The sequence below is a fragment of the Brachybacterium sp. AOP24-D1-21 genome (genome assembly GCF_052378665.1).
Lineage (GTDB): Bacteria > Actinomycetota > Actinomycetes > Actinomycetales > Dermabacteraceae > Brachybacterium.
The window spans coordinates 3109963-3128114 of the sequence record NZ_JBQSXX010000001.1 but is presented as its reverse complement, the minus strand read 5'-3'; the positions used below and the strand labels follow the sequence as shown (position 1 = coordinate 3128114).

13 protein-coding genes are annotated in these 18152 nt (G+C 71.5%); 7 read left to right on the top strand and 6 right to left on the bottom strand.

The genetic code is table 11. The annotated features are described in order from the left end of the window. The first annotated feature begins 11 nt into the window (after positions 1 to 11). The gene (locus ACT3UF_RS14020) at positions 12 to 1700 is read left to right on the top strand and encodes a zinc-dependent metalloprotease (protein ID WP_444608392.1); all 1689 of its coding nucleotides are present in this window, start codon (positions 12 to 14) and stop codon (positions 1698 to 1700) included. Positions 1701 to 1707: 7 nt separating this feature from the next. Further along, positions 1708 to 2322 carry an NUDIX hydrolase gene (locus ACT3UF_RS14015; RefSeq protein WP_441444159.1) on the top strand — a complete coding sequence of 205 codons (615 nt, stop codon included), beginning with the start codon at positions 1708 to 1710 and terminating at the stop codon, positions 2320 to 2322. On the opposite strand, the gene ACT3UF_RS14010 is transcribed toward ACT3UF_RS14015, so the two are convergent. Continuing rightward, positions 2298 to 3038 carry a M48 metallopeptidase family protein gene (locus ACT3UF_RS14010; protein ID WP_441444160.1) on the bottom strand — a complete coding sequence of 247 codons (741 nt, stop codon included), beginning with the start codon at positions 3036 to 3038 and terminating at the stop codon, positions 2298 to 2300. The two genes, ACT3UF_RS14015 and ACT3UF_RS14010, sit on opposite strands and share 25 nt — an antisense overlap. Positions 3039 to 3577: 539 nt before the next feature. On the opposite strand from ACT3UF_RS14010, the gene ACT3UF_RS14005 reads away from it, so the two are divergent. After that, the gene (locus tag ACT3UF_RS14005) at positions 3578 to 3736 is read left to right on the top strand and encodes a DUF5679 domain-containing protein (RefSeq protein ID WP_137771171.1); all 159 of its coding nucleotides are present in this window, start codon (positions 3578 to 3580) and stop codon (positions 3734 to 3736) included. A gap of 225 nt (positions 3737 to 3961) precedes the next feature. Here the strand turns inward: ACT3UF_RS14005 and ACT3UF_RS14000 are convergent, their stop codons facing one another. The 3 genes from ACT3UF_RS14000 to nudC all read right to left on the bottom strand — a co-directional run bounded on the left by ACT3UF_RS14000 (position 3962) and on the right by nudC (position 7697). Continuing rightward, positions 3962 to 4255, bottom strand: a complete 294-nt coding sequence (locus tag ACT3UF_RS14000) for a WhiB family transcriptional regulator (RefSeq protein WP_441444161.1) — start codon at positions 4253 to 4255, stop codon at positions 3962 to 3964. Between the two features lie 321 nt (positions 4256 to 4576). Beyond that, the gene (locus ACT3UF_RS13995) at positions 4577 to 6700 is read right to left on the bottom strand and encodes an ATP-dependent DNA helicase UvrD2 (protein ID WP_444501743.1); all 2124 of its coding nucleotides are present in this window, start codon (positions 6698 to 6700) and stop codon (positions 4577 to 4579) included. A gap of 79 nt (positions 6701 to 6779) precedes the next feature. Next, positions 6780 to 7697 (bottom strand): NAD(+) diphosphatase, encoded by a 918-nt coding sequence (gene nudC / locus ACT3UF_RS13990; RefSeq protein WP_442331702.1) that lies wholly within the window; start codon positions 7695 to 7697, stop codon positions 6780 to 6782. Between the two features lie 48 nt (positions 7698 to 7745). Here nudC and ACT3UF_RS13985 point away from each other — a divergent pair, with 48 nt between their 5' ends. Further along, complete coding sequence (locus tag ACT3UF_RS13985) at positions 7746 to 8711, top strand: phosphotransferase (protein ID WP_441444164.1); 966 nt, start codon at positions 7746 to 7748, stop codon at positions 8709 to 8711. A 59-nt stretch (positions 8712 to 8770) separates the two neighbouring features. Here the strand turns inward: ACT3UF_RS13985 and ACT3UF_RS13980 are convergent, their stop codons facing one another. Together ACT3UF_RS13980 and ACT3UF_RS13975 are read right to left on the bottom strand one after the other, a co-directional pair. Beyond that, a complete protein-coding gene (locus ACT3UF_RS13980; RefSeq protein WP_444501742.1) occupies positions 8771 to 12142 on the bottom strand; it encodes an ATP-dependent helicase in 3372 nt (1123 codons plus the stop codon). After that, a complete protein-coding gene (locus ACT3UF_RS13975; RefSeq protein ID WP_444608391.1) occupies positions 12139 to 15315 on the bottom strand; it encodes a PD-(D/E)XK nuclease family protein in 3177 nt (1058 codons plus the stop codon). The genes ACT3UF_RS13980 and ACT3UF_RS13975 overlap by 4 nt, the downstream gene beginning before the upstream one ends. A 145-nt stretch (positions 15316 to 15460) precedes the next feature. Here ACT3UF_RS13975 and ACT3UF_RS13970 point away from each other — a divergent pair, with 145 nt between their 5' ends. From ACT3UF_RS13970 to ACT3UF_RS13960, 3 genes are read left to right on the top strand one after another with little or no spacing between them, the layout of a single operon-like run. Further along, complete coding sequence (locus tag ACT3UF_RS13970; RefSeq protein WP_441444167.1) at positions 15461 to 16123, top strand: TetR/AcrR family transcriptional regulator; 663 nt, start codon at positions 15461 to 15463, stop codon at positions 16121 to 16123. A 58-nt stretch (positions 16124 to 16181) separates the two neighbouring features. Continuing rightward, positions 16182 to 16403, top strand: a complete 222-nt coding sequence (locus ACT3UF_RS13965) for a DUF3107 domain-containing protein (RefSeq protein WP_441444168.1) — start codon at positions 16182 to 16184, stop codon at positions 16401 to 16403. 23 nt (positions 16404 to 16426) lie between these two features. After that, complete coding sequence (locus ACT3UF_RS13960) at positions 16427 to 18145, top strand: metallophosphoesterase family protein (RefSeq protein WP_441444169.1); 1719 nt, start codon at positions 16427 to 16429, stop codon at positions 18143 to 18145. The last annotated feature ends 7 nt before the right edge of the window (positions 18146 to 18152 follow it).

Sequence of the window (18152 nt, the reverse complement as noted above, 5' to 3'; positions counted from 1 at the left end):
TGGAGGTGGCCATGAGTGATTCCCCGATCCCGGGTGGACCCGGTGATATGGACGAGGAGGCGCTGAAGCGCTTCCTGAAAGAGACGTTCGGAGACGCCCTCCCCGAGGGTGCCCTGGACGGGTTGGACCTCTCTGCGCTCGCGCAGCAGGCCGATCTCCCCCAGGACCCCGCCCAGCTGCGGGCGGCTGCCGCCCAGATGCAGCACATGTTCGCCGCACAGGGCGATGACCCTGTGAACTGGCAGATGGCTGAGGACATCGCCCGGCGCACCGCCGCCGGGCAGGCCGGGATCCCCGGCGCCGAGTCGCCGGCAGGGACTCCCGGCGATCCTTCGCCCGGCGACACCGCGATCGCGGACCTCCGGCAGGCTGCGCAGGTGGCGCGGCTGTGGCTGGATCCGGTGATCGCGATCGACGTGCCCACCGCGGAGCTCGGCGTCTACAGCCGCGGTACCTGGCTGCATCGCACCCTTCCGCACTGGAAGCCCATCGTCGAACCGGTCGCGAAGTACATGGCCGGCGCGATCGGCGAGGCGATCGCCGCCCAGTTGGGGCAGATGGGTGACATGGGTGCTGGGATGCCACTGCCCGGTGGCGATCCGGCCGCGATGATGGAGCGGATCGGCGGGACCATGTTCGGCGTCCAGTTCGGTCACGCCATCGGCGCCCTGGCCCGTGAGGCCGCCGGCACGACCGATCTCGGGATGCCGCTGGGCCGGGACGGGGAGCCCGCCCTGGTCGCCGCGAACGTCGAGGACCTGATCTCCGCGCATTCTCTGGACCCTGCCGCTGCGCGCATCTTCCTTGCCGCCCGCGAGATCGCGCACACCGCGCTGTTCAGCGCTGCACCCTGGCTGGGCAAGGCGCTCTTCTCGGCGATCGAGGACTACTCCCGCGGAATCACCCTGGACCTCGATGCGCTCGATGAGATGGTCCGGGATCTGGACCTCTCCGACCCGGCCGCGATGCAGGCCCGGCGTCCCGAGGACATGTTCGTCTTCACCCGCCGCGCCTCGCAGGAGCGTGCTCTCGAGGAGCTCGCCACCACCCAGGCTCTGATCGAGGCATGGGTGGACCACGTGACCACCAAGGCGCTCGAGGGCAAGCTGCCTGATCTCGAGGCCCTGCGTGAGGTGCTGCGACGACGCCGAGCCGCTGGCGGGCCTGCCGAGCAGATGCTCTCGAAGACGGTCGGCATCGAGCTGCGTCCACGGCGGGTGCGCGAAGCCCTCTCCTGGTGGGACAGTGTGCTGGCCACCGAGGGTGAGTCCGGACGCGAGGCGAAGTGGGATCATCCTGACCTGCTGCCCAGCGCCGAGGTGCTCTCCGGCCGCCCGCGGGCTCCCCAGCAGGCTGCCTCCGAGGAGGAGGCCGAGGGGCTTGCACAGGTCGCGATCCCGGAGGACTTCGACGCCGAGCTGGCGAAGCTGCTTTCCGGTGATGGCCAGGAGCAGGCACCACGTGAGGATGAGCAGGGCGGGCTGCGAGGCCCCGGCCCCGCTGGCTCTGCTGGCCCTGCCGGACCCGAGGGCTCTGCCGGCCCTGCCGGACCCGAGGGCTCCGACAGCCCCAAGGGTTCCGACGGCCCCGAGGGCTCCGACGGCACGAAGGGTCCCGACGGTCGCGAAGGACCCGCCGGTCCCGAGGGAGGCGACAGTCCCGAGGGAGGCAACGACACCCCCGATGCCGAGGGGCGCTGATCATCTCGTGACTGACGCCACCAGCTCCACCAGCTCCTCCCCCGCGCTCGCAGAGCTGGACAGGGCCCGTCACGCGGTCAACGGGCCCGCGCTCGCCGCTCAGTACCTCGAGCTGCTGCAGCAGAATCCGCGGGCGCTGTACCGGGACGGCGGGCCCCGGCATCTCACCGCGAGCGCGATCGTCGTCGACGGTCCCGCCGAACAGGTGGCGCTGGTGTGGCATCTCAAGGGGCGCTTCTGGGTGCAGCCGGGCGGGCACCTCGAAGAGGGTGAGACCAGTCTGGAGATGGCCGCGCGTCGTGAGGTCTCCGAGGAGATCGGGATCGACGACCTCGAGACTCTGGGGCAGGGCCCCGCCGTGCTGAACCGTCATGGTCTCGATGCGGCGTTCGGCGCCTGCCGCGAGCACTGGGACGTGCAGTTCCTGTTCCGGGCATCGGCACCCGCCGCGGAGCTGCCGCTCACTGTGAGCGAGGAATCCGGAGAGGTGCGGTGGGTGCCTTGGCCGCTGCTCGGTGCCGGTCCGGCCCGCGACAGCTCCGCGTTGCCTGAGGGCACCGTGCCCGATCTGGCGGCGAGCCTCGAGGGCCTGGCGCCCTATCTCGCGCGGTGGAGCGGCTGAGCGGGCGCTGAGGCCCTCCTGCCCTCTCGGGCGTCGCCGTCCACGCTGCGCTCGCGGTTGTCGCTGTCGTCGCCGTCCGCGCTGTCCTCGCCGGCTTCGCCTTCCACGCTGTCCTCGCGGACGTCGCTGTCGTCGCTGCCCCCGCTGTGCCTCCAGCCCTCGCCGTCCTGCGGCAGATTCTTCGCCCAGGAGACGCCGTCGAGGAATCCCTGCGCCTTCTGCGCCTGCGGGTAGTTCGCCATCAGCGCCTTGAACTCCGGCCCATGGCCCGGCACCAGCAGATGTGTCAGCTCGTGCATCATCACCGAGCGCACCACATAGTCGGGCATTCCCTGCAGATGATGCGAGAGCCGGATCGTGCCGTCGGATGGCGTGCACGACCCCCAGCGGTGGTTCTGCCGAGTGGACCAGGTCACGGAGCTGGGATGCGCACGCCCGCCGAGATAGGCCTCACTGACCTCCCGTGCCATCGCGAGCAGCGAGGCGTCGCTGCGACGCGCCGGCGCCCGGCGAGCCTCCTTGCTGACCAGCTGGTCGACCATCTTCGTCACCCATTGACGTTCCTGGCGGGCACTGAACGTCGCCGGGATGGCGATCACCAGATCGCCTTCACGACGGGTGATGGAGACGGTGCGACGGCGGCGCGCGCTGCGCCGCACCAGCACCCGCTCCCCGCGGGGACCGGCGACATGCTCATGGAGGACGAGATCACTCATGGATCACAGCCTGGCACGTCTGCGGGGCAAGAAAAGTTCATCCACAGCTGTGCACTGCAGAAGCGCCGGTCAGACCGTTATGGCCGGGAAACATGACGGTTCCTCCACAACGGCGGCACCGTGATCGACATTCTGTCCACAGTGGGAGGAGGGTTGTCCACAATCGGTCCCCGATCGTTCTTTGACCTGCGTGGTCCACAGGCGCTAAGTTCTCCTGCACGTGGGACCCCGGGATAACTAGTAGGACGCACACGGGGAAGGTGCGCGTGGTACTGAGCGCCCCCGAGGTCCCACGGCCCTTCCAGGCTTCTTGCCGCCTTCGGGGCCTCCGATGTCGGCTCGTTGCGCGCACTTCCTCGGCTCTTCTCAGAGCCCCCTGAACCCGAAGCGCGCGACGGGCCGCCCCGATCGGGCCACACCCCACAGTCTCCTGATTCGTGCCCGGCCTTCCCGCACCATTACAGTGGAGCGGTCCCGGCGTCGCGGTGAGAGCTGCGTATCTGGGAATGTTCATCATCGACAAGCAACGAGGAGCGGATATGGCCGACGAGACCTATGCCGGAGAGTTCTACTGCGTCAAGTGCCGCGAGAAGCGAGAGGCCGAGGGCAACGTCGTCGTCTCCAACGGTCGTCGCATGGCCAAGGCCGTGTGCCCGGTGTGCGGCACCAAGCTGAACCGAATCCTCGGCAAGGCCTGACGTACCCCCTTGATCGACGTGCTGCGAGGGACGAGCGGCAGAAGCTCGGGCCGGGTCACGCCCACCTGAGCGACGTACCGCGTCCCGCAGCACCGAAGAAGGCCCCGAACCACACGGTTCGGGGCCTTCTTCGATCTCGCCGTCGTCGATCTCGTCGCCCGGCGCCCAGGAGCTGCGCCGGAACGACCGGGGCCGGCACGCCCGAGACGGCGAGGCCGGAGCCGCTCATGCGGCGTCCTGCTCCCGGTTCTTCCGGGGCCGGCCACGGCCGCGCTTGACGGCGATGATGCTGCCGCCATCGAAGATGGCACCGCCCCAGACTCCCCAGGGCTCTGCCCGCTCGAGGGCACCCTGCCGGCACTCCGCGATGAGCGGGCAGCCGGCGCACAGGGCCTTGGCCTGTTCGAGCTCTGCGGGCCGCTCCGCGAAGAAGAGGTCGGCGGCGTCCGTGTCATGGCACGGCAACATGGTCGCGGAGTCATCCGCGGGGTTCAGGAAAGTGGTCAGAAGAGTAGTCATCGTCTCGCTGCTTAGAAGTCCGTCGGGAAGGACGTGCCCGGTGGGGGCGGGGGGTGCGGCGGCGGTGCCGCACCGGCAGCGAGGGAAGGCCTCGTCAGCTCAGGCTGGGCACCGCGGGGGCATTGCCCCGTTCGCGCTGCAGAAGGGAGGGCGCGCCCGTGGGGCGCAGTCCTGCTCCTGCAAGATTCCAAGTGCTGTTCACAGAGGCCACCCCCTTTCGTAAGCGCGCGTCCCGGTGTCCCGGACCACGACGTGGACGATTGACATGGATGACTCTACACCTCACGCCAGGATCGCAAAAGTATTTTTTGACCTGCAGTTTCAGTCTTTTTCGGAGGGCGCTCCGAGCAGGTCGAGCAGGTCGTCGCCGAAGCTCGCGACCTTCCCGGGCCCGATTCCGGGAACGGCCAGCAGCTCCTGTTCGGAGCGCGGCGCCCTCTCGGCGACCGCTTCGAGGGCGGCGTCGGTGAGGATCGCGTAGGGCGGGGTGCCGCGCAGACGGGCCTGGTCACGGCGCCAGCTGCGCAGCGCGGTGAGCAACCCCTCCCCTGCGGGCGAGGGACAGCCGTCATGCCGTCCGCGACGCTGCTCCTTCGGGGTCACGAGACCCTGCCCGCACACCCGGCATTCCGCATAGACGGTGGCGGTGCGGCGACCGGTGCGGCGGGCCGCGGTCCCGGGGGCCGTCTTCGGCGCATCGGGATGGTCAAGGACCCCGTCGAGGAAGCGTGAGGTCTTGCGTGAGCCGCGCGCTCCGGGGGTGCGTGCGGCGGACCAGCTCACCGTGAGCAGGTCGCGGGCCCGGGTGAGGGCGACGTAGAACAATCGCCGCTCCTCCTCCACCTCAGCGGGGGTCTTCGCCATCGAGATCGGGAGCAGCCCGTCGCTCGCGCCGACCACGAACACCACCGGCCATTCCAGGCCCTTCGCAGCATGCACCGATGCCAGGGTCACCCCGTCCACGACCGGCGCGGCCTGGGACTCCGCCCGCTCCTCGAGCTCGCGGACCACGTCGGTCATGGTGGTGCCGGGCCGTGCGGTGATGGTGTCGGTGAGACCCACCAGGGCGTTCAGCGAGTCCCAGCGGTCGCGGATCGCCCCGGTGGTCTCCGGGGCGGCCGGCGCCCAGCCCTGCTGGGAGAGGATGTCGCGCACGGCACGGGCCGGGTCGAGCTGCTCGACGCGGGCGGCGGCGCGCAGGGACACCATGGCGCGGCGCACCTCCTGGCGTTCGAAGAAGCGGTCCCCTCCGCGCACCAGGTATCCGATGCCGCGGAAGGTCAGCGCCTGCTCGAGCGCCTCGGACTGGCTGTTGGTGCGGAACAGGATCGCGATCTCGGAGGCGGGCCTGCCCCCAGCCACCAGATCGGAGATCCGATCTGCGATGCCGTCGGCCTCGGCAGGGTCGTCGGCGAAGGACTCCACGATCGGCGGCGGGCCGCTCTCGCGCTGGGAGATCAGGGTGAGACGGGTATCTCGGGTTCGACCCTGCGCGCCGTCCAGGACCGTGTTGGCCATCCTCACGATCTCGGGGGTCGAGCGATAGTTCCGCTCGAGCCGGATGGTGCGGGCACGTTTGAACTCCTTGCGGAAATCCAGCAGGTAGGAGGCACGGGCGCCCGCGAAGGTGTAGATGGTCTGGGCGGCGTCACCGACCACGCAGAGGTCATCCGAGGTGCCCAGCCAGAGTCGCAGCAGGGCGTGCTGGAGGGCGGAGACGTCCTGGTACTCGTCGACCACGAAGTGCTTGTACTGGCTGCGCACCTCCCGGGCGACGTCCGCGCGCTCGGTGAGGAAGCCGACCATGTGCAGCAGGACGTCCTCGAAGTCGATCACCCCGCGCTCCTTCTTCACCTCCTCGTACTGGGTGAGGATGCGCGAGATGGAGCGCGAGTCGAAGCCTGCGACGCCCGGCCGACGGGTCTGCAGGGCCGCCTCCGGATAGGACTCGGGGGTGAGCATCGAGACGCGCGACCACTCGACCTCGGCGACGATGTCCCGCAGCGCGGCCCGATCGACGCTCAGGTGCAGTCGCTGGCAGGCCTCGCCGATGCCGGCGAACTTGTTCGGCAGCAGATCCGGCATCGCCCCTCCCACCACGCGCGGCCAGAAGTGGCGCAGCTGCCGCAGCGCCGCGGCGTGGAAGGTGCGGGCCTGCACCGCGGGGACGCCGAGGTCCCGCAACCGCGAGCGCATCTCGGCGGCGGCCTTGGCGGTGAAGGTCACCGCGAGCACATGGCGCGGGTTCAGCTGACCGGTGGCGACCCCATAGGCGATGCGGTGGGTGATCGCACGGGTCTTCCCGGTGCCGGCGCCGGCGAGCACGCAGATCGGGCTGCCGAAGCTGCTCGCCACCTCGCGCTGCTCGGGATCGAGCGCGGCGAGCAGCGACTCGGCATCGGTGGGTGCGGAGGGGTCAGCGGCGGGGGCGGAATGGTCGGTCATCACCGTTCATCCTGCCAGGACCGGGTGACGGTCCGGGGGCCGCTGTGGACGGCGGGTGCCCCACACCACCTCTGGGGGCTCACCGCTCGGCGGAGCGCCCGTACCAGTCGTCGATGAGGGCACGGCCCATGGAGGCAGAGCCGGGCAGCGCGATCTCCTCCGCCTCGAGAGCTGCGGCGAGCTCCTCGCGGGTGAACCAGCGGGCCTCGGCGATCTCGTCCTCCTGCAGCGTGAGCTCGGCGGCGTTCGGAGCCCAGGCGCGGTAGCCGAGCATCAGCGAGCGGGGGAAGGGCCAGGGCTGGCTGCCCACGTACTGGACCTCCTCCACGATGACCCCGACCTCCTCGGCCACCTCGCGGGCCACCGCGTTCTCGAGGCTCTCACCGGGCTCGACGAAGCCGGCCAGCACGGAGTGGAAGCGGCTGGGGAAATGCGCGTTGCGGGCCAGCAGCAGACGGTCCTGCCCGTCGCGCACGGCCATGATCACGGCGGCGTCGGTGCGGGGGAACTGCTCGACGCCGTCCTCCTGGCAGCGCAGCACCCAGCCGCCCATCTCCGCCTCCAGCATCGCTCCGCACAGCGGGCAATGACGCATGGACCGGTGCCAGAACCCCATCGCGACGGCCGCTGCGGCCAGATCGGCGTCGTGATCGTGGAGCCTGTCGGCGACGCGTCGCAGGTCACGCAGGTCACGGCCGGGAGCGTCGAGCTCGGCGCTGGGCTCGGGCACCTCGACACCGAGCACGCGGTATCCGTCACGCCGTCCCAGCAGCACCAGCGGCTGCAGGGTCCCTTCGCGGGGATCCTCGGTCTCCAGCAGCGCGTGGAGAGTGCCGTCCTCGTCCTCGCGCAGGGCGACCGCACCGGCCCTGGTGACCAGGTATCGGGCGTCGTCCCCCGGGGAGAGGATCTCCGGGTCGCTGCGCAGCAGCGCATCGCGGTCGGAGCCCAAGAGGGTGAGCGGGGTGCTGAGGTGGGGGCCACGGATTTTCGCCATGCTCCGAGCCTACGTGGAGCGGACGCCTCGGCCGGGTACGGTGGTCGGGTGCATCGCAACTCCTATTCCCTGGCTGCCCTCTCCGCGGCGGCGGTCCCCGGGCTGATCCCGGTGAGGACCATGCCGATCGCCACCCCGGCCGAGGATCTCGACGTCGCCGGCATCGTCGGCGAGGACGGCCGACGGGTGATGATCCTCTCCCCCGCCTCGACCGCGTCGGGGATCCGGCTCGAGCGCGATCTCAAAGTGGCCGATGCTCTCGCGGGCACCCCGCTGCGCAGCGTGATCCCGCCGGTGCTCGGATTCGTGAAGCTCTCCGAGGGAGGTCGCTGCGTGGTCACCGAAGCTCCCGCCGGCCGTCCGCTGATGCTCGATGCCCTGCACGGGAGCGCGGATCTCGCCCGCTCGCTGGGACAGGTGCTGGCCCGGATCCATACCGTCCCCCGCTACGCCGCCGAAGCCGCTGGAGTCGAATCCTTCACCCCCGAGGTGCTGCTCGCCGAGCATCGCGCACGGATCGCCACCGCCAAGGCCGGCGGGCATCTCCCCGCCGCCGTCGCCCAGCGCTGGGACGCGCTGCTCGAGGACGAGGAGCTGTGGGACTTCACCCCGCAGTTCGTGCACGGGGACCTCTCGGAAGAGAGCCTGTTCATGTCCGGTCACCGCGTCAGCGCGCTGCGTGACTGGTCCTCCTCGAAGGTCGCGGATCCCGCCTCGGACCTGGCCTGGCTGATCTCCTCCCTGGATCCGGAGCGGTTCGATGAGCTCTACGGCTCGTACCGCGAGGAGCTGCCCACCTCGACCCACCCGCGGCTGATAGAGCGTGCTCAGGCGCTCGGCGAGTTCGCCGTCGCCGAATGGCTCGCACACGGTCTGGAGATCGAGGACCAGGAGATCGTCGCCGACGCCCGAGGGATGATCGCCGACCTCGATGCCGACCTCGCCCAGATCGCCCGGGACGAGGCCGAGCGCGCCTACGAGGAGATGAGCTCCCGGGAGGACGGCTCGCACTGAGCCCGCAGCGCAGGACGAGCCCTCCCGTGGGGCGCCCTCACGTCACTCCCCCATGAACGTCACTCCCCCGCGAGCATCTGCGCGATCTTCTCGCGGGAGGGGTGACGGCGCACCTCGTGGGTGACCCCATCGGCCACGAAGTGGAAGGCGGTGCGGATCCGGGCGAGCGGCAGCCCCGTCTGCTCGTGCCAGGCCAGGCGGTAGAGCGAGAGCTGGAGGGCGCGTTCGCGCAGCTGGGCGGGGCGCGGGACTCGGCCGGTCTTCCAGTCCACGATCATCACGCCCTGGGTGCCGTCGGTCCCCTCGGGGTCGGCGAAGACCGCGTCGATGATGCCCCGCACCGCGATCTCCCCGATCCGGGTGTGGACGGGCTGCTCGACCGCGAGCGGTGAACGGTCAGCCCACTCGGATGCCGCGAAGGCGTCCCGCAGGCTCCGATCGTCGGCGCCGGGCCCCTCCTCGTGGTCCTCCGCGTCCTCCAGGTCCAGCAGGTCCTCGAGGTCCAGCAGGGTCGCGCTGTCGTAACGGGACTCGAGCCAGGCATGGAAGGCGGTGCCGCGGGCGGCCGCCGGAGAGGGGCGGCGCGGCAGGGGGCGCAGCAGGTCGATCGCCGCGGCGTGGGGATCCCGGGCCTGGTGGACCACCTGAGAAGCTGAGAGCCGCGGCGGGGAGTGGACCAGCGGCGGGGCGGCCTGCTGCTCGATGTCCGCGACGGCGCGCCGCACCAGCTCGGCGAGCTGCGGGTCCGCCGGCGCATCGTCCGTCGCTGCGGCGTCGGTGAGCAGCGCTGCGGCGCGGGCCCGGGCGCGCTCCTGCTCCCCGGGGGCCGGCGGCCACTGCGCCTGCGGGCGTTCGCTCTCCAGGGGGTTCTGCTCGGGGATCTCCTGGACGGTGCGGAAGCGCTCGGGCACCAGGTCCCCCACTTCGGTGAGATAGCGCGAGCGGGGCCGGGCGGAGGCGAGCCCGCTGCGCCAGGCGGCAGAGGTCAGCAGCAGGCGGCGGCGCGCCCGGGTCACCGCGACGTACATCAGCCGGCGATCCTCCCGCAGCGACTCCTCGCCCTGGGCGAAGCGGTAGTCCTCGATGAGTCCTTCGGCGTCGACCTGGGTATCTGCTTCGGCCCAGGCCAGCTCCGGGAGGGTCTCTGCGTCGCCGCGCAGGGCGGTGGGCACCGATGCGGAGGCGAGCTTGCCCAGCCAGCCGTCCCCGGGTACCCGGGTGCGGCCCGCCTCATCGGTCTTCGCCCGACGCAGGTCGTAGGAGGGGACGGTGCCCTCGGTGAGCCCGGCGACGGCGACCAGGTCCCATTCCAGGCCCTTGGCGGAGTGCATGGTGACGATCGTGACCGCGGCCGGGTCATGCGCGGTTTCGGGGGCGGCGGTGACGGCGAGCCCTGCCTCCTCGTCCTCGCTGATCTCGAGCAGGTCGAGATAGGCGCCGAGCCCACCGCGCCTGGCGGTGCGGTCGAACGCTGCAGCGTGGTCGCGAAATGCCTCGAGATCGGCGAGCGCCCGGGAGTCGGGCTCGGATTCCAGCAGTGTGAGGTCGACGTCCAGCAGCCGGGTCGCGGCGGTGATCAGGTCCGGCAGCGGCAGCGGGAGCAGTCGTCGCAGCTCGCGCAGGAGCTGCTGGACCTGGAGCAGCCGGGCCCGTCCGGTGGTGGTGAGGGATCGATCGGAGGGGTCGGTCCAGTCAGCGGGCGGGAGGTCGTCGACCGCGTCGATGAGCGAGACGGTCTCCGCCTCGTCCTGACCGCCCGGAGCCTCTCCATCGCGGCGCAGGCGAGAACCCATCCGGTCCCGCCAGCGGCCCAGCACCGCGAGGTCCCGGGCTCCGAGCCGGAACCGGGGCCCGGTCAGCAGGCGCATCAGCGCGTCCCCGCGGCCGGGGTCGTAGGCGCATTCCAGCACCGCTCGGACATCAGCGACCTCGGGGCGGTGCAGCAGCCCGCCCAGACCCACCACCTCGACGGCCAGCCCCTGCTCCTGAAGTCCTTCGACCAGGGCGGGGATCTGGCGGCGGGCGCGCACCAGCACCGCGGCCGACGCCGGCGCCTCGTCATCTGCGCCTTCCGCCCGGCGCTCGAGGACCCAGCGGCCGATCGCGCGTGCCTCGGCGCGCTCGTCGGCCGCCTCGATGATCTCGCAGGCGCCCTCCCCCGCCCCGGGCCGGGGCTGCAGCTCGGGGATGGTGAGCCCCGCATCGGCGTGGCGCAGCGGGGCTGCGAGCCGGTTCGCCGTTGCGAGCACTGCCTGGTCGTTGCGCCACGAGGTGGACAGCGTGCGCTGCAGGACACTCTGCTCGGGGGTCGCGAAGGCGTCGGCGAATCCCGCGAGCGAGGCGGCGGAGGCTCCGCGCCAGCCGTAGATCGCCTGCTGCGGGTCGCCGACGGCGCAGGCGGCATGGCCGGGACCGAAGAGGTCGGTGAGCATCTGCAGCTGCGCCACGGAGGTGTCCTGGAATTCGTCCAGCAGCACCACCTTGTGCATGCGCCGCGCGAGAGAGCTCGCGGCCGGTACCTCCCTCGCCACCCGGGCTGCGAGGGAGACCTGGTCGGCGAAGTCGAGGGCGGAGGCCTCGGCGCGGATCTCGGCGAAGCGTTCGAGCAACGGGATCAGCGCGAGCCGGGACTCGAGTGCCCCGAGCACCTTGGCGACCTCCTTCGGGGTGGTGCGGCGGCGCCCCTCGACCTGCAGCGGGATCTGGGACAGATGCTCGTGGATCTCGTGCAGGTGGGCGGCGAGCTGTGCCGGGGTCACCAGGTGATCGGCCAGCGACGAGGTCAGCGAGAGCAGTGCGGCGGTGAGGGTCGCCGGGGAGGCCTCGAGGTCCAGCGAGTCGTCCCAGCCCTCGATGATCTCGTGGGCGAGCTGCCAGGAGGCGGAGGTGGACATCATGGTCAGCTCGGGGTCGATGCCGACGGCGAGCGCATGCTCGCGCACCAGGTCCAGGGCGAAGCCGTTGTAGGTGTGGACCACCGGGCGCTGCCCCACCAGGTCATCGCCCCCGCGCTCGAGGCCGCGCGGGAGGGGCAGGCCCTCTGCGCGCAGCGCGGTGGCGAGGGTGCCGAGGCGGGCACCGATCCGCTCGGCGAGCTCGTGGGCGGCCTTGCGGGTGAAGGTCAGGCCCAGCACCTGGCGGGGCTCGACGATCCCATTGGCGATCAGCCACACCACCCGGGAGGCCATGGTCTCGGTCTTCCCCGAGCCGGCTCCGGCGACCACCAGCATCGGGGCCAGCGGCGCCTCGATCACCGAGGTCTGCTCGGCGGTGGGCGGGGGCTGTTCGAGCAGTGCTGCGAGGGATGCGGCGGAGTGGCGGGCCCTCTCGGCGGTGCTAGCGGTGCTAGCGGTGCTAGCGGTGCCGGCGGTGCCGGGGGTGCCGGGGGTGCCGGGGGTGTCGGGGGTGTCGGGGATGTGCGGCGAGGTCACAGCTGATCTCCTTCGGGCTGCAGCGGGCAGCTGCTGCGCACGGCGCAGTGGGTGCAGTGGGCGTTCACGCGGGCGGTGACCTGGTCTCCGGACACGTCGCGGGAGACCTGCTGGACCAGGTCGTCGAACCAGGCGGGGTCCTCGGCGCGAGGCAGGGCAGTCTGGGTGCGCACCGCGGCCTTCTTCCCGCCGGTGCCGACGTAGACCAGCTGGGCTCCGTTGAGCCGCTCGGGGGCATCCTCGCCGAGCTCCTCGTTCAGCGCGCCCTCGCGCACCGCCGCCTGGTAGGCGGCCAGCTGGAGATCCTCCTCGGCCTTGGCAGCGCTCTTCGCGGCGCGCCCGGATTTGAGGTCCACGACCCGCAGCCCGGTCGCATCGCCCTCGATCCGGTCGATGCTGCCGCGCAGCTGGACCCTGCCGAGCTCCACCTCGAAGGCGGCTTCGACGGCGAGCGGCTCGCCCGCACTGCGCAGATGCTCGGCGAGCAGGCGGGCGGCGTCCTCGGCGCGACGCACCCGGCGCCGGCCGGACCAGGTCTCGGTGCCGGGCACGGTGCGCAGCAGGGTGTGCAGCTCACCGAGCAGGTCCTCCTCGGGCCCCTCCGGGCCACGGGGATGGACCTGCGCGAGATGGTGGAGGGCGGTGCCGATGAGCTGCGCGGGCCCGCCTGAGCGGGTGCCGCCCGCCCGTTCCATCAGCCAGGACTGCGGGCAGTCCACCGCGCGTTCGAGGGCGGAGGGTGAGAGCCGGATCGGGGTGCCGTCCTCGTGCAGCGGCTCGGTGGAGCTGGGCTCCTGGTGATACCAGCGGGCGGGATCGGCGCCCGGGGCCCCGGCGCGGCCCAGGGCTGTCAGGGCGAGCGCCGCATCACGGATCTGCTGGGGGTCCTCGTCCTGCAGACGGCGTCGCAGGGCCGCGACCAGTCGACGGGCGTCGGGCGCGGGGCCGGGGTCCCGACGCAGGGTCTCGACATCGACCCACGGCGCCTGGACCAGCGCCTCGAGGGCGTCGAAGAGTGCGGAGGGCTCGCTCTGCTCATCCTCCACCGCGGTGACCAGCACACGCCGTCGGGCCCGCGCGAGAGCGCTGACGGCCAGGCGCAGCTCGTCGGCGAGCACCTGTTCGCGCTGGAGCGCCCGGAGGGCTTCGAGCTCGAGCGGGAGCTCGCCGCCGCGGCGAGCTCCTGCCCACAGCGACAGCTCGGCGGCGCCGAACAGGGTCGAGCGCAGGCGCAGGTCGGGCCAGGCGCCTTCCTGCAGGCGGGCGAGCACCACGGTGTCCCGGTGCTCGCCGGCGAGCTGGGCGGGGGTGAGCACGGCGATACGGCCGCGGGCGGTGGCGGCCGGTGCGAGGGTGTCCTCGACGACGGCCTGGGCGCGGATCTGCTCGACCAGGTCCAGCGCCCCGGCCCCGGGGCGGCGGTCGGTGAGTCGTTCTGCCGCGGCGAACAGCTCCAGCAGGGCGTCGAGCCGGGAGGACGCCATCCGCGAGCGCGCACCGTCGACGTCGCCCGCATCTCCCAGGGCGGCGCGGCGCCAGCCGGAGGCGAGGCCGGAGGCGTCCCAGGCGTGCCAGAGCACCTGCTGGGCGTCGGCCCGGCGATGCTCGCGCACCGCACGGATCATGTCCCGCACCCGGTGCACGGGAGCGGCGGCGCGGCCCTTTGCGTCCGGTGCGGGGAGCCCCGGCAGCTCGGGGTCGACCAGAGCGCGGGCGAGCAGCTGCTCGCTGGTCGCCGTGCTGTCCGGCTCCGTGGCACGGTGGGCTCCCAGCAGCAGCCGACGGATGCGTCGCAGGCGGAGGGTGTCCGCATCGCCGAAGGGACCGCGCAGCAGCTCATCGGCGATCCTCGGGTCGAGCGCTGCGTCCGCGGGGGCGAGGCCGATCTCGAGGATGGTCATCAGATCCGCGACCGCGGGGACCTCGCGCAGCGGCTGGGGACGGCGCGGTGCCCGCACGGGCAGACCAGTGCGGGAGAGCAGATCTGCGACGTCGGCCACGGCGGCTCCGGAGCGGCACACCACCGCCATCTCGTCGTAGGGGACATCCTCACGGTGGTGGAGGTCTCTCAGCGCGGAGCCGATCAGCCGTGCTTCGTCGAGCGGGTCCTGTGCCCGCAGCGCCACCAGTCCCCCGCGGCGGGTGCTGCGCGGGCGTCGGGAGTCCGCCGGTGCGCCCGCCAGCGGAAGCCTGCCCCGCAGCGTGTCGACCACGGCGGTCAGACCCTCCATCTGGGCATGCATGCCGTCCAGGAGCACCTCGGTGAGCGGCCGCGGCAGCAGCTCGCGCAGCCGGTCCCCGGCATCGGGCAGAGCGCCCCGGAAGGTGTCGACCGCAGCATCGGGGCTGCTGCACACCATCACCCTCGCTCCGGCCGCGCGCAGCGCTGCGATCAGGTCGATCCCGGCAGCGGTGAGGTCCTGGGCATCGTCCACCACCACGGCACGGAAGGGCAGGGGGGTCTGCGGGTCTGCGAGCAGGCGCACGGCACGGCGCACGAGGGCGCCGGAGTCCAGGCGGGGTCCGGCGTCCAGGGCGGCAGAGGCCTCGAGGTCGAGCACCCCGAGGTAGTCGCGCAGAAGTGCGGCGGCATCCTGCCAGGCGGGTCTCCCCCGGTCGCGGCCCAGGGACTCGAGCTCGGACGGGGAGAGCCCGAGCTCGGTGGCGCGGGTGATCAGATCCCGCAGCTCGGTGCGGAATCCGGGCAGGGTGCGGGCCGTGGCGTCGACGTCGAGATGCCAGCTCTCGCGCTGTGCGATCAGCTCGGCCAGCAGCGCGTCCTGCTCGGCGCCGGTGACCAGGGTCGGCGCGCCCAGGCCACGTCGAAGGGCGTCGGCGCGGGTGATCGCGTGGCCGAGTGCCGGCGGAGTCATCGCTCGGATCTGTCCGCTCCCGTGCACGGCCAGGGCGTCCCGCAGCCGGCCGGCGGCGACACGCCGGGGGGCCAGCAGCAGCGTCCCTTCGCCGGAGAGCTCGGCGGCGGCCAGCGCGAGCGACGTGCGCCCGCTGCCCGGACCGCCGTGGACGAGCACATCTTCTCCGCCGAGGAAGCTCTCCAGCGCCCGTTGCTGGGCAGGGTCCAGGGCACTGGCGGGGTGGACGGCAGGCAGCGCCTCGAGATCGGGTCCGAGCAGTCGGATCCCTGCACCGGTGATCGTGCCCATCGTTCGCATGACTCCATTCCACCCCACGGGGCCCACAAGCGTTCATACCACCGGGGAGAGCTGACGGCGGTAGAGTGTTCGGGATCACGACGAACCCGACATTTGTCCCGCGGCACGCGCCCACCGCTGCGGTCCGAGACGGAGGCCGATGCCCATGTCCACGTCCGCCACGGCCAGGATGCCCCGTGCTCAGCGCCGCATCCAGCTGCTCGAGCTTGCGACCCGAGTGTTCACCGAGAAGGGCTACCAGGCCACGTCGATGGACGACATCGCCGCCTCGGCAGGGGTCACCAAGCCCGTGCTCTATCAGCACTTCAGCTCCAAGGAATCCCTCTACATCGAGGTCCTCGACATCATCGCCGAGACGATGCTCGAGGAGGTGCGGGCATTGAGCGAGTTCCAGGGCGACACCAGCTCCCGGGTTCGCCGCGGGCTGCATCGCTTCTACCGGTTCGTGGCATTGGACAACTCCCTGCGGCTGTTCACCGGCCACGAGGTGATCTCCGAGGCGGTGCAGGAGCGCGTGGTCGTGGTCCTGGATCGGCTCGCGATCGCGCTGGCCGGCGTGCTGACAGCTTTCCGCCAGGTCAGCGTCGAGGAGTCGCGGATCCTCGGCCGAGGGCTCATCGCCGTCACCCAGACCACCGCGCAGCTGCTCCACAGCGCGGAGGACGAGGAGGCACGCGAGACGATCCTCCACACGATGACCACCACTGTGGTGCACGGGCTGATGGGCTTCGCAGCTCTCGAGAATCCACGGACCGGCGAGGTTGTGCTGGGGGCGGACAGAGAACCCGTGCCCTCCTCCGACGCGTAGACTTCGAACGGCACAGCAACGAACGTCCCCGCCCTGGTGGCGGAGGGAAGGTCAGGTCATGGAGATCCGAATCGGCATCCAGCACTCCCCTCGCGAGATCGTGATCGAGTCCGAAGAGAAGGCTGACGCCCTGCTCGAGCGGCTCGGCACGGCCATCACCGACGGCACCCCCGTCACCCTGGTCGACGACAAGGGACGCACCGTGCTGATCCCCGGGGCGAAGGTCTCCTACGCCGAGGTCTCCACCGAAGAGCCCCGCCGCGTCGGCTTCCTCGGCTGAGACCTGATGATCCCGCGGTCCCTGTGAACGCCGACGAGGACCGGCCCCGCAGCGCGTCGGAACTCGACGAGGACGGCCACGCCGTCCCCGCCGAGGAGCAGCCGGATCCTGAGGAGTCCCCGATCCGTCGGCGCCGACTGCGGCGCCGCCGCGCACGCCTGCTGCATGTCACCACCACGGCGGTGGTGGCGGTGCTGGGCGGGATCGTGGGCCTGCTCCTGGTCCCTGCCACCACGGTCGAAGTGGGCCCGCTGACCGCCAGCGTGCACCTGCGCCCCTCCCTCTCCTCGCAGACGGTGATCCTGCTGCCGCCGGTGGGCGAGGTCACCTTCGACTCCCACACCGCCCCGGTGCGCATCGAGGCCAGGGTCAAGGCCGTGGACGTCGAGAAGGCGGAGGCGCTGTTCTACGCAGATTCCGGGTTCACCGAGCTCCAGCAGTCCGCCCCCGAGGCCATCACGGCCGCCGCGGCGAAGAATGCCGCGCTGAACGCATTGTTCGCCGCCGCCGGTGCAGGGCTCGCTGTGGGGCTGACCTTCCGCCGGGTGCGCCGTGCACTGGTCGCCGGCGGCAGCGCGGTCGCGGTGGTGGGAGCGTCGGTGGCCGCAACCTCGGTGACCTTCTCTCCCGAGTCCCTCAGCCAACCGAAGTTCGAAGGGCTCCTGTCCCAGGCCGCGTACATCGCGGACCTCGGCCAGGGCAAGGTCATCGACTACCAGAGCTATCGCGACACGCTCGCCGAGTTCGTGGGACAGGTCTCCGCGCTGTACATCGCCGCGGATTCGCTGCCGGTGGGGCTGGATCAGGAGAACCTGATCACCGTCCTGCACGTCTCGGACATCCACGACAATCCCCAGGCCTATGACGTGATCGAACAGCTGCACACGCAGTTCGCGATCGACGTGGTGATCGATACCGGGGACATCGTCTCCTGGGGCACTCCGCTGGAGAACGAGCTCCTGCACTCGATCGGCTCCCTCGACGTCCCGTACGTCTACGTCAGCGGCAATCACGACGGCGCCGCGGCCGCGGCCACGATCGAGTCCCAGCCCAATGCCACCGTGGTCGACAACGAGGTGGTCGAGGTGGCGGGGCTGCGCATCGCGGGCATCGGCGATCCCCGCTTCGCGGCCGACGACGACTCCGATGCCGGGGGCTGGCGCGAGGGCGACGAGGCGGTGATCGCAAGCGCCTTCCAGCTCGGGGACACCATCACGGCGTACGACGGCGAGCATCCTGCGGAGCCTGTGGACATCGCGCTGTTCCACGATCCGACCAAGCCTGAGGGGCTGCTGGGGCGCGCACCGCTGGTGCTGTCCGGGCACATGCACACCTCGAAGGTCGAGTTGGATCGCGATGATTCCGGGACCGACTGGCTGACCGTCGGCTCGACCGGCGGCGCGCTCGCGTCCGGCGGGGTCTCGCCGGTGCTCCAGGGAGACGATCCGCTGGACCTCACCGCGCGGATGCTCTATTTCGACAAGAACACCCGGCGCCTGGTCGCCTATGACGACATCGTGATGGGTGGGCTCGGCCTGGTGTCGGTCTCCATCCAGCGCTCCCAGATGCCTGATGAGGTCCCGGAGCTCGAGATCCCCGAGGGCGCCGAGACCCCCGAGGGCACCATTCCGCCCGAGCAGGAGGTCGAGCCCGGCGAGGGCCTGCCCGACGAGGACCGCGTCACGCCGACCGATCCGGTGAGCCCTCTGCCCGATCCCAGCGACGGGGGTCAGGAAGGGTAGGGCTGAG

Coding starts and splice junctions, on each gene's coding strand:
- ACT3UF_RS14020 (WP_444608392.1), top strand. CDS start 12: ATGAGTGATTCCCCGATCCCGGGTGGACCCGGTGATATGGACGAGGAG.
- ACT3UF_RS14010 (WP_441444160.1), bottom strand. CDS start 3,038: ATGAGTGATCTCGTCCTCCATGAGCATGTCGCCGGTCCCCGCGGGGAG.
- ACT3UF_RS14005 (WP_137771171.1), top strand. CDS start 3,578: ATGGCCGACGAGACCTATGCCGGAGAGTTCTACTGCGTCAAGTGCCGC.
- ACT3UF_RS14000 (WP_441444161.1), bottom strand. CDS start 4,255: ATGACTACTCTTCTGACCACTTTCCTGAACCCCGCGGATGACTCCGCG.
- ACT3UF_RS13995 (WP_444501743.1), bottom strand. CDS start 6,700: ATGACCGACCATTCCGCCCCCGCCGCTGACCCCTCCGCACCCACCGAT.
- nudC (WP_442331702.1), bottom strand. CDS start 7,697: ATGGCGAAAATCCGTGGCCCCCACCTCAGCACCCCGCTCACCCTCTTG.
- ACT3UF_RS13975 (WP_444608391.1), bottom strand. CDS start 15,315: ATGCGAACGATGGGCACGATCACCGGTGCAGGGATCCGACTGCTCGGA.
- ACT3UF_RS13970 (WP_441444167.1), top strand. CDS start 15,461: ATGTCCACGTCCGCCACGGCCAGGATGCCCCGTGCTCAGCGCCGCATC.
- ACT3UF_RS13965 (WP_441444168.1), top strand. CDS start 16,182: ATGGAGATCCGAATCGGCATCCAGCACTCCCCTCGCGAGATCGTGATC.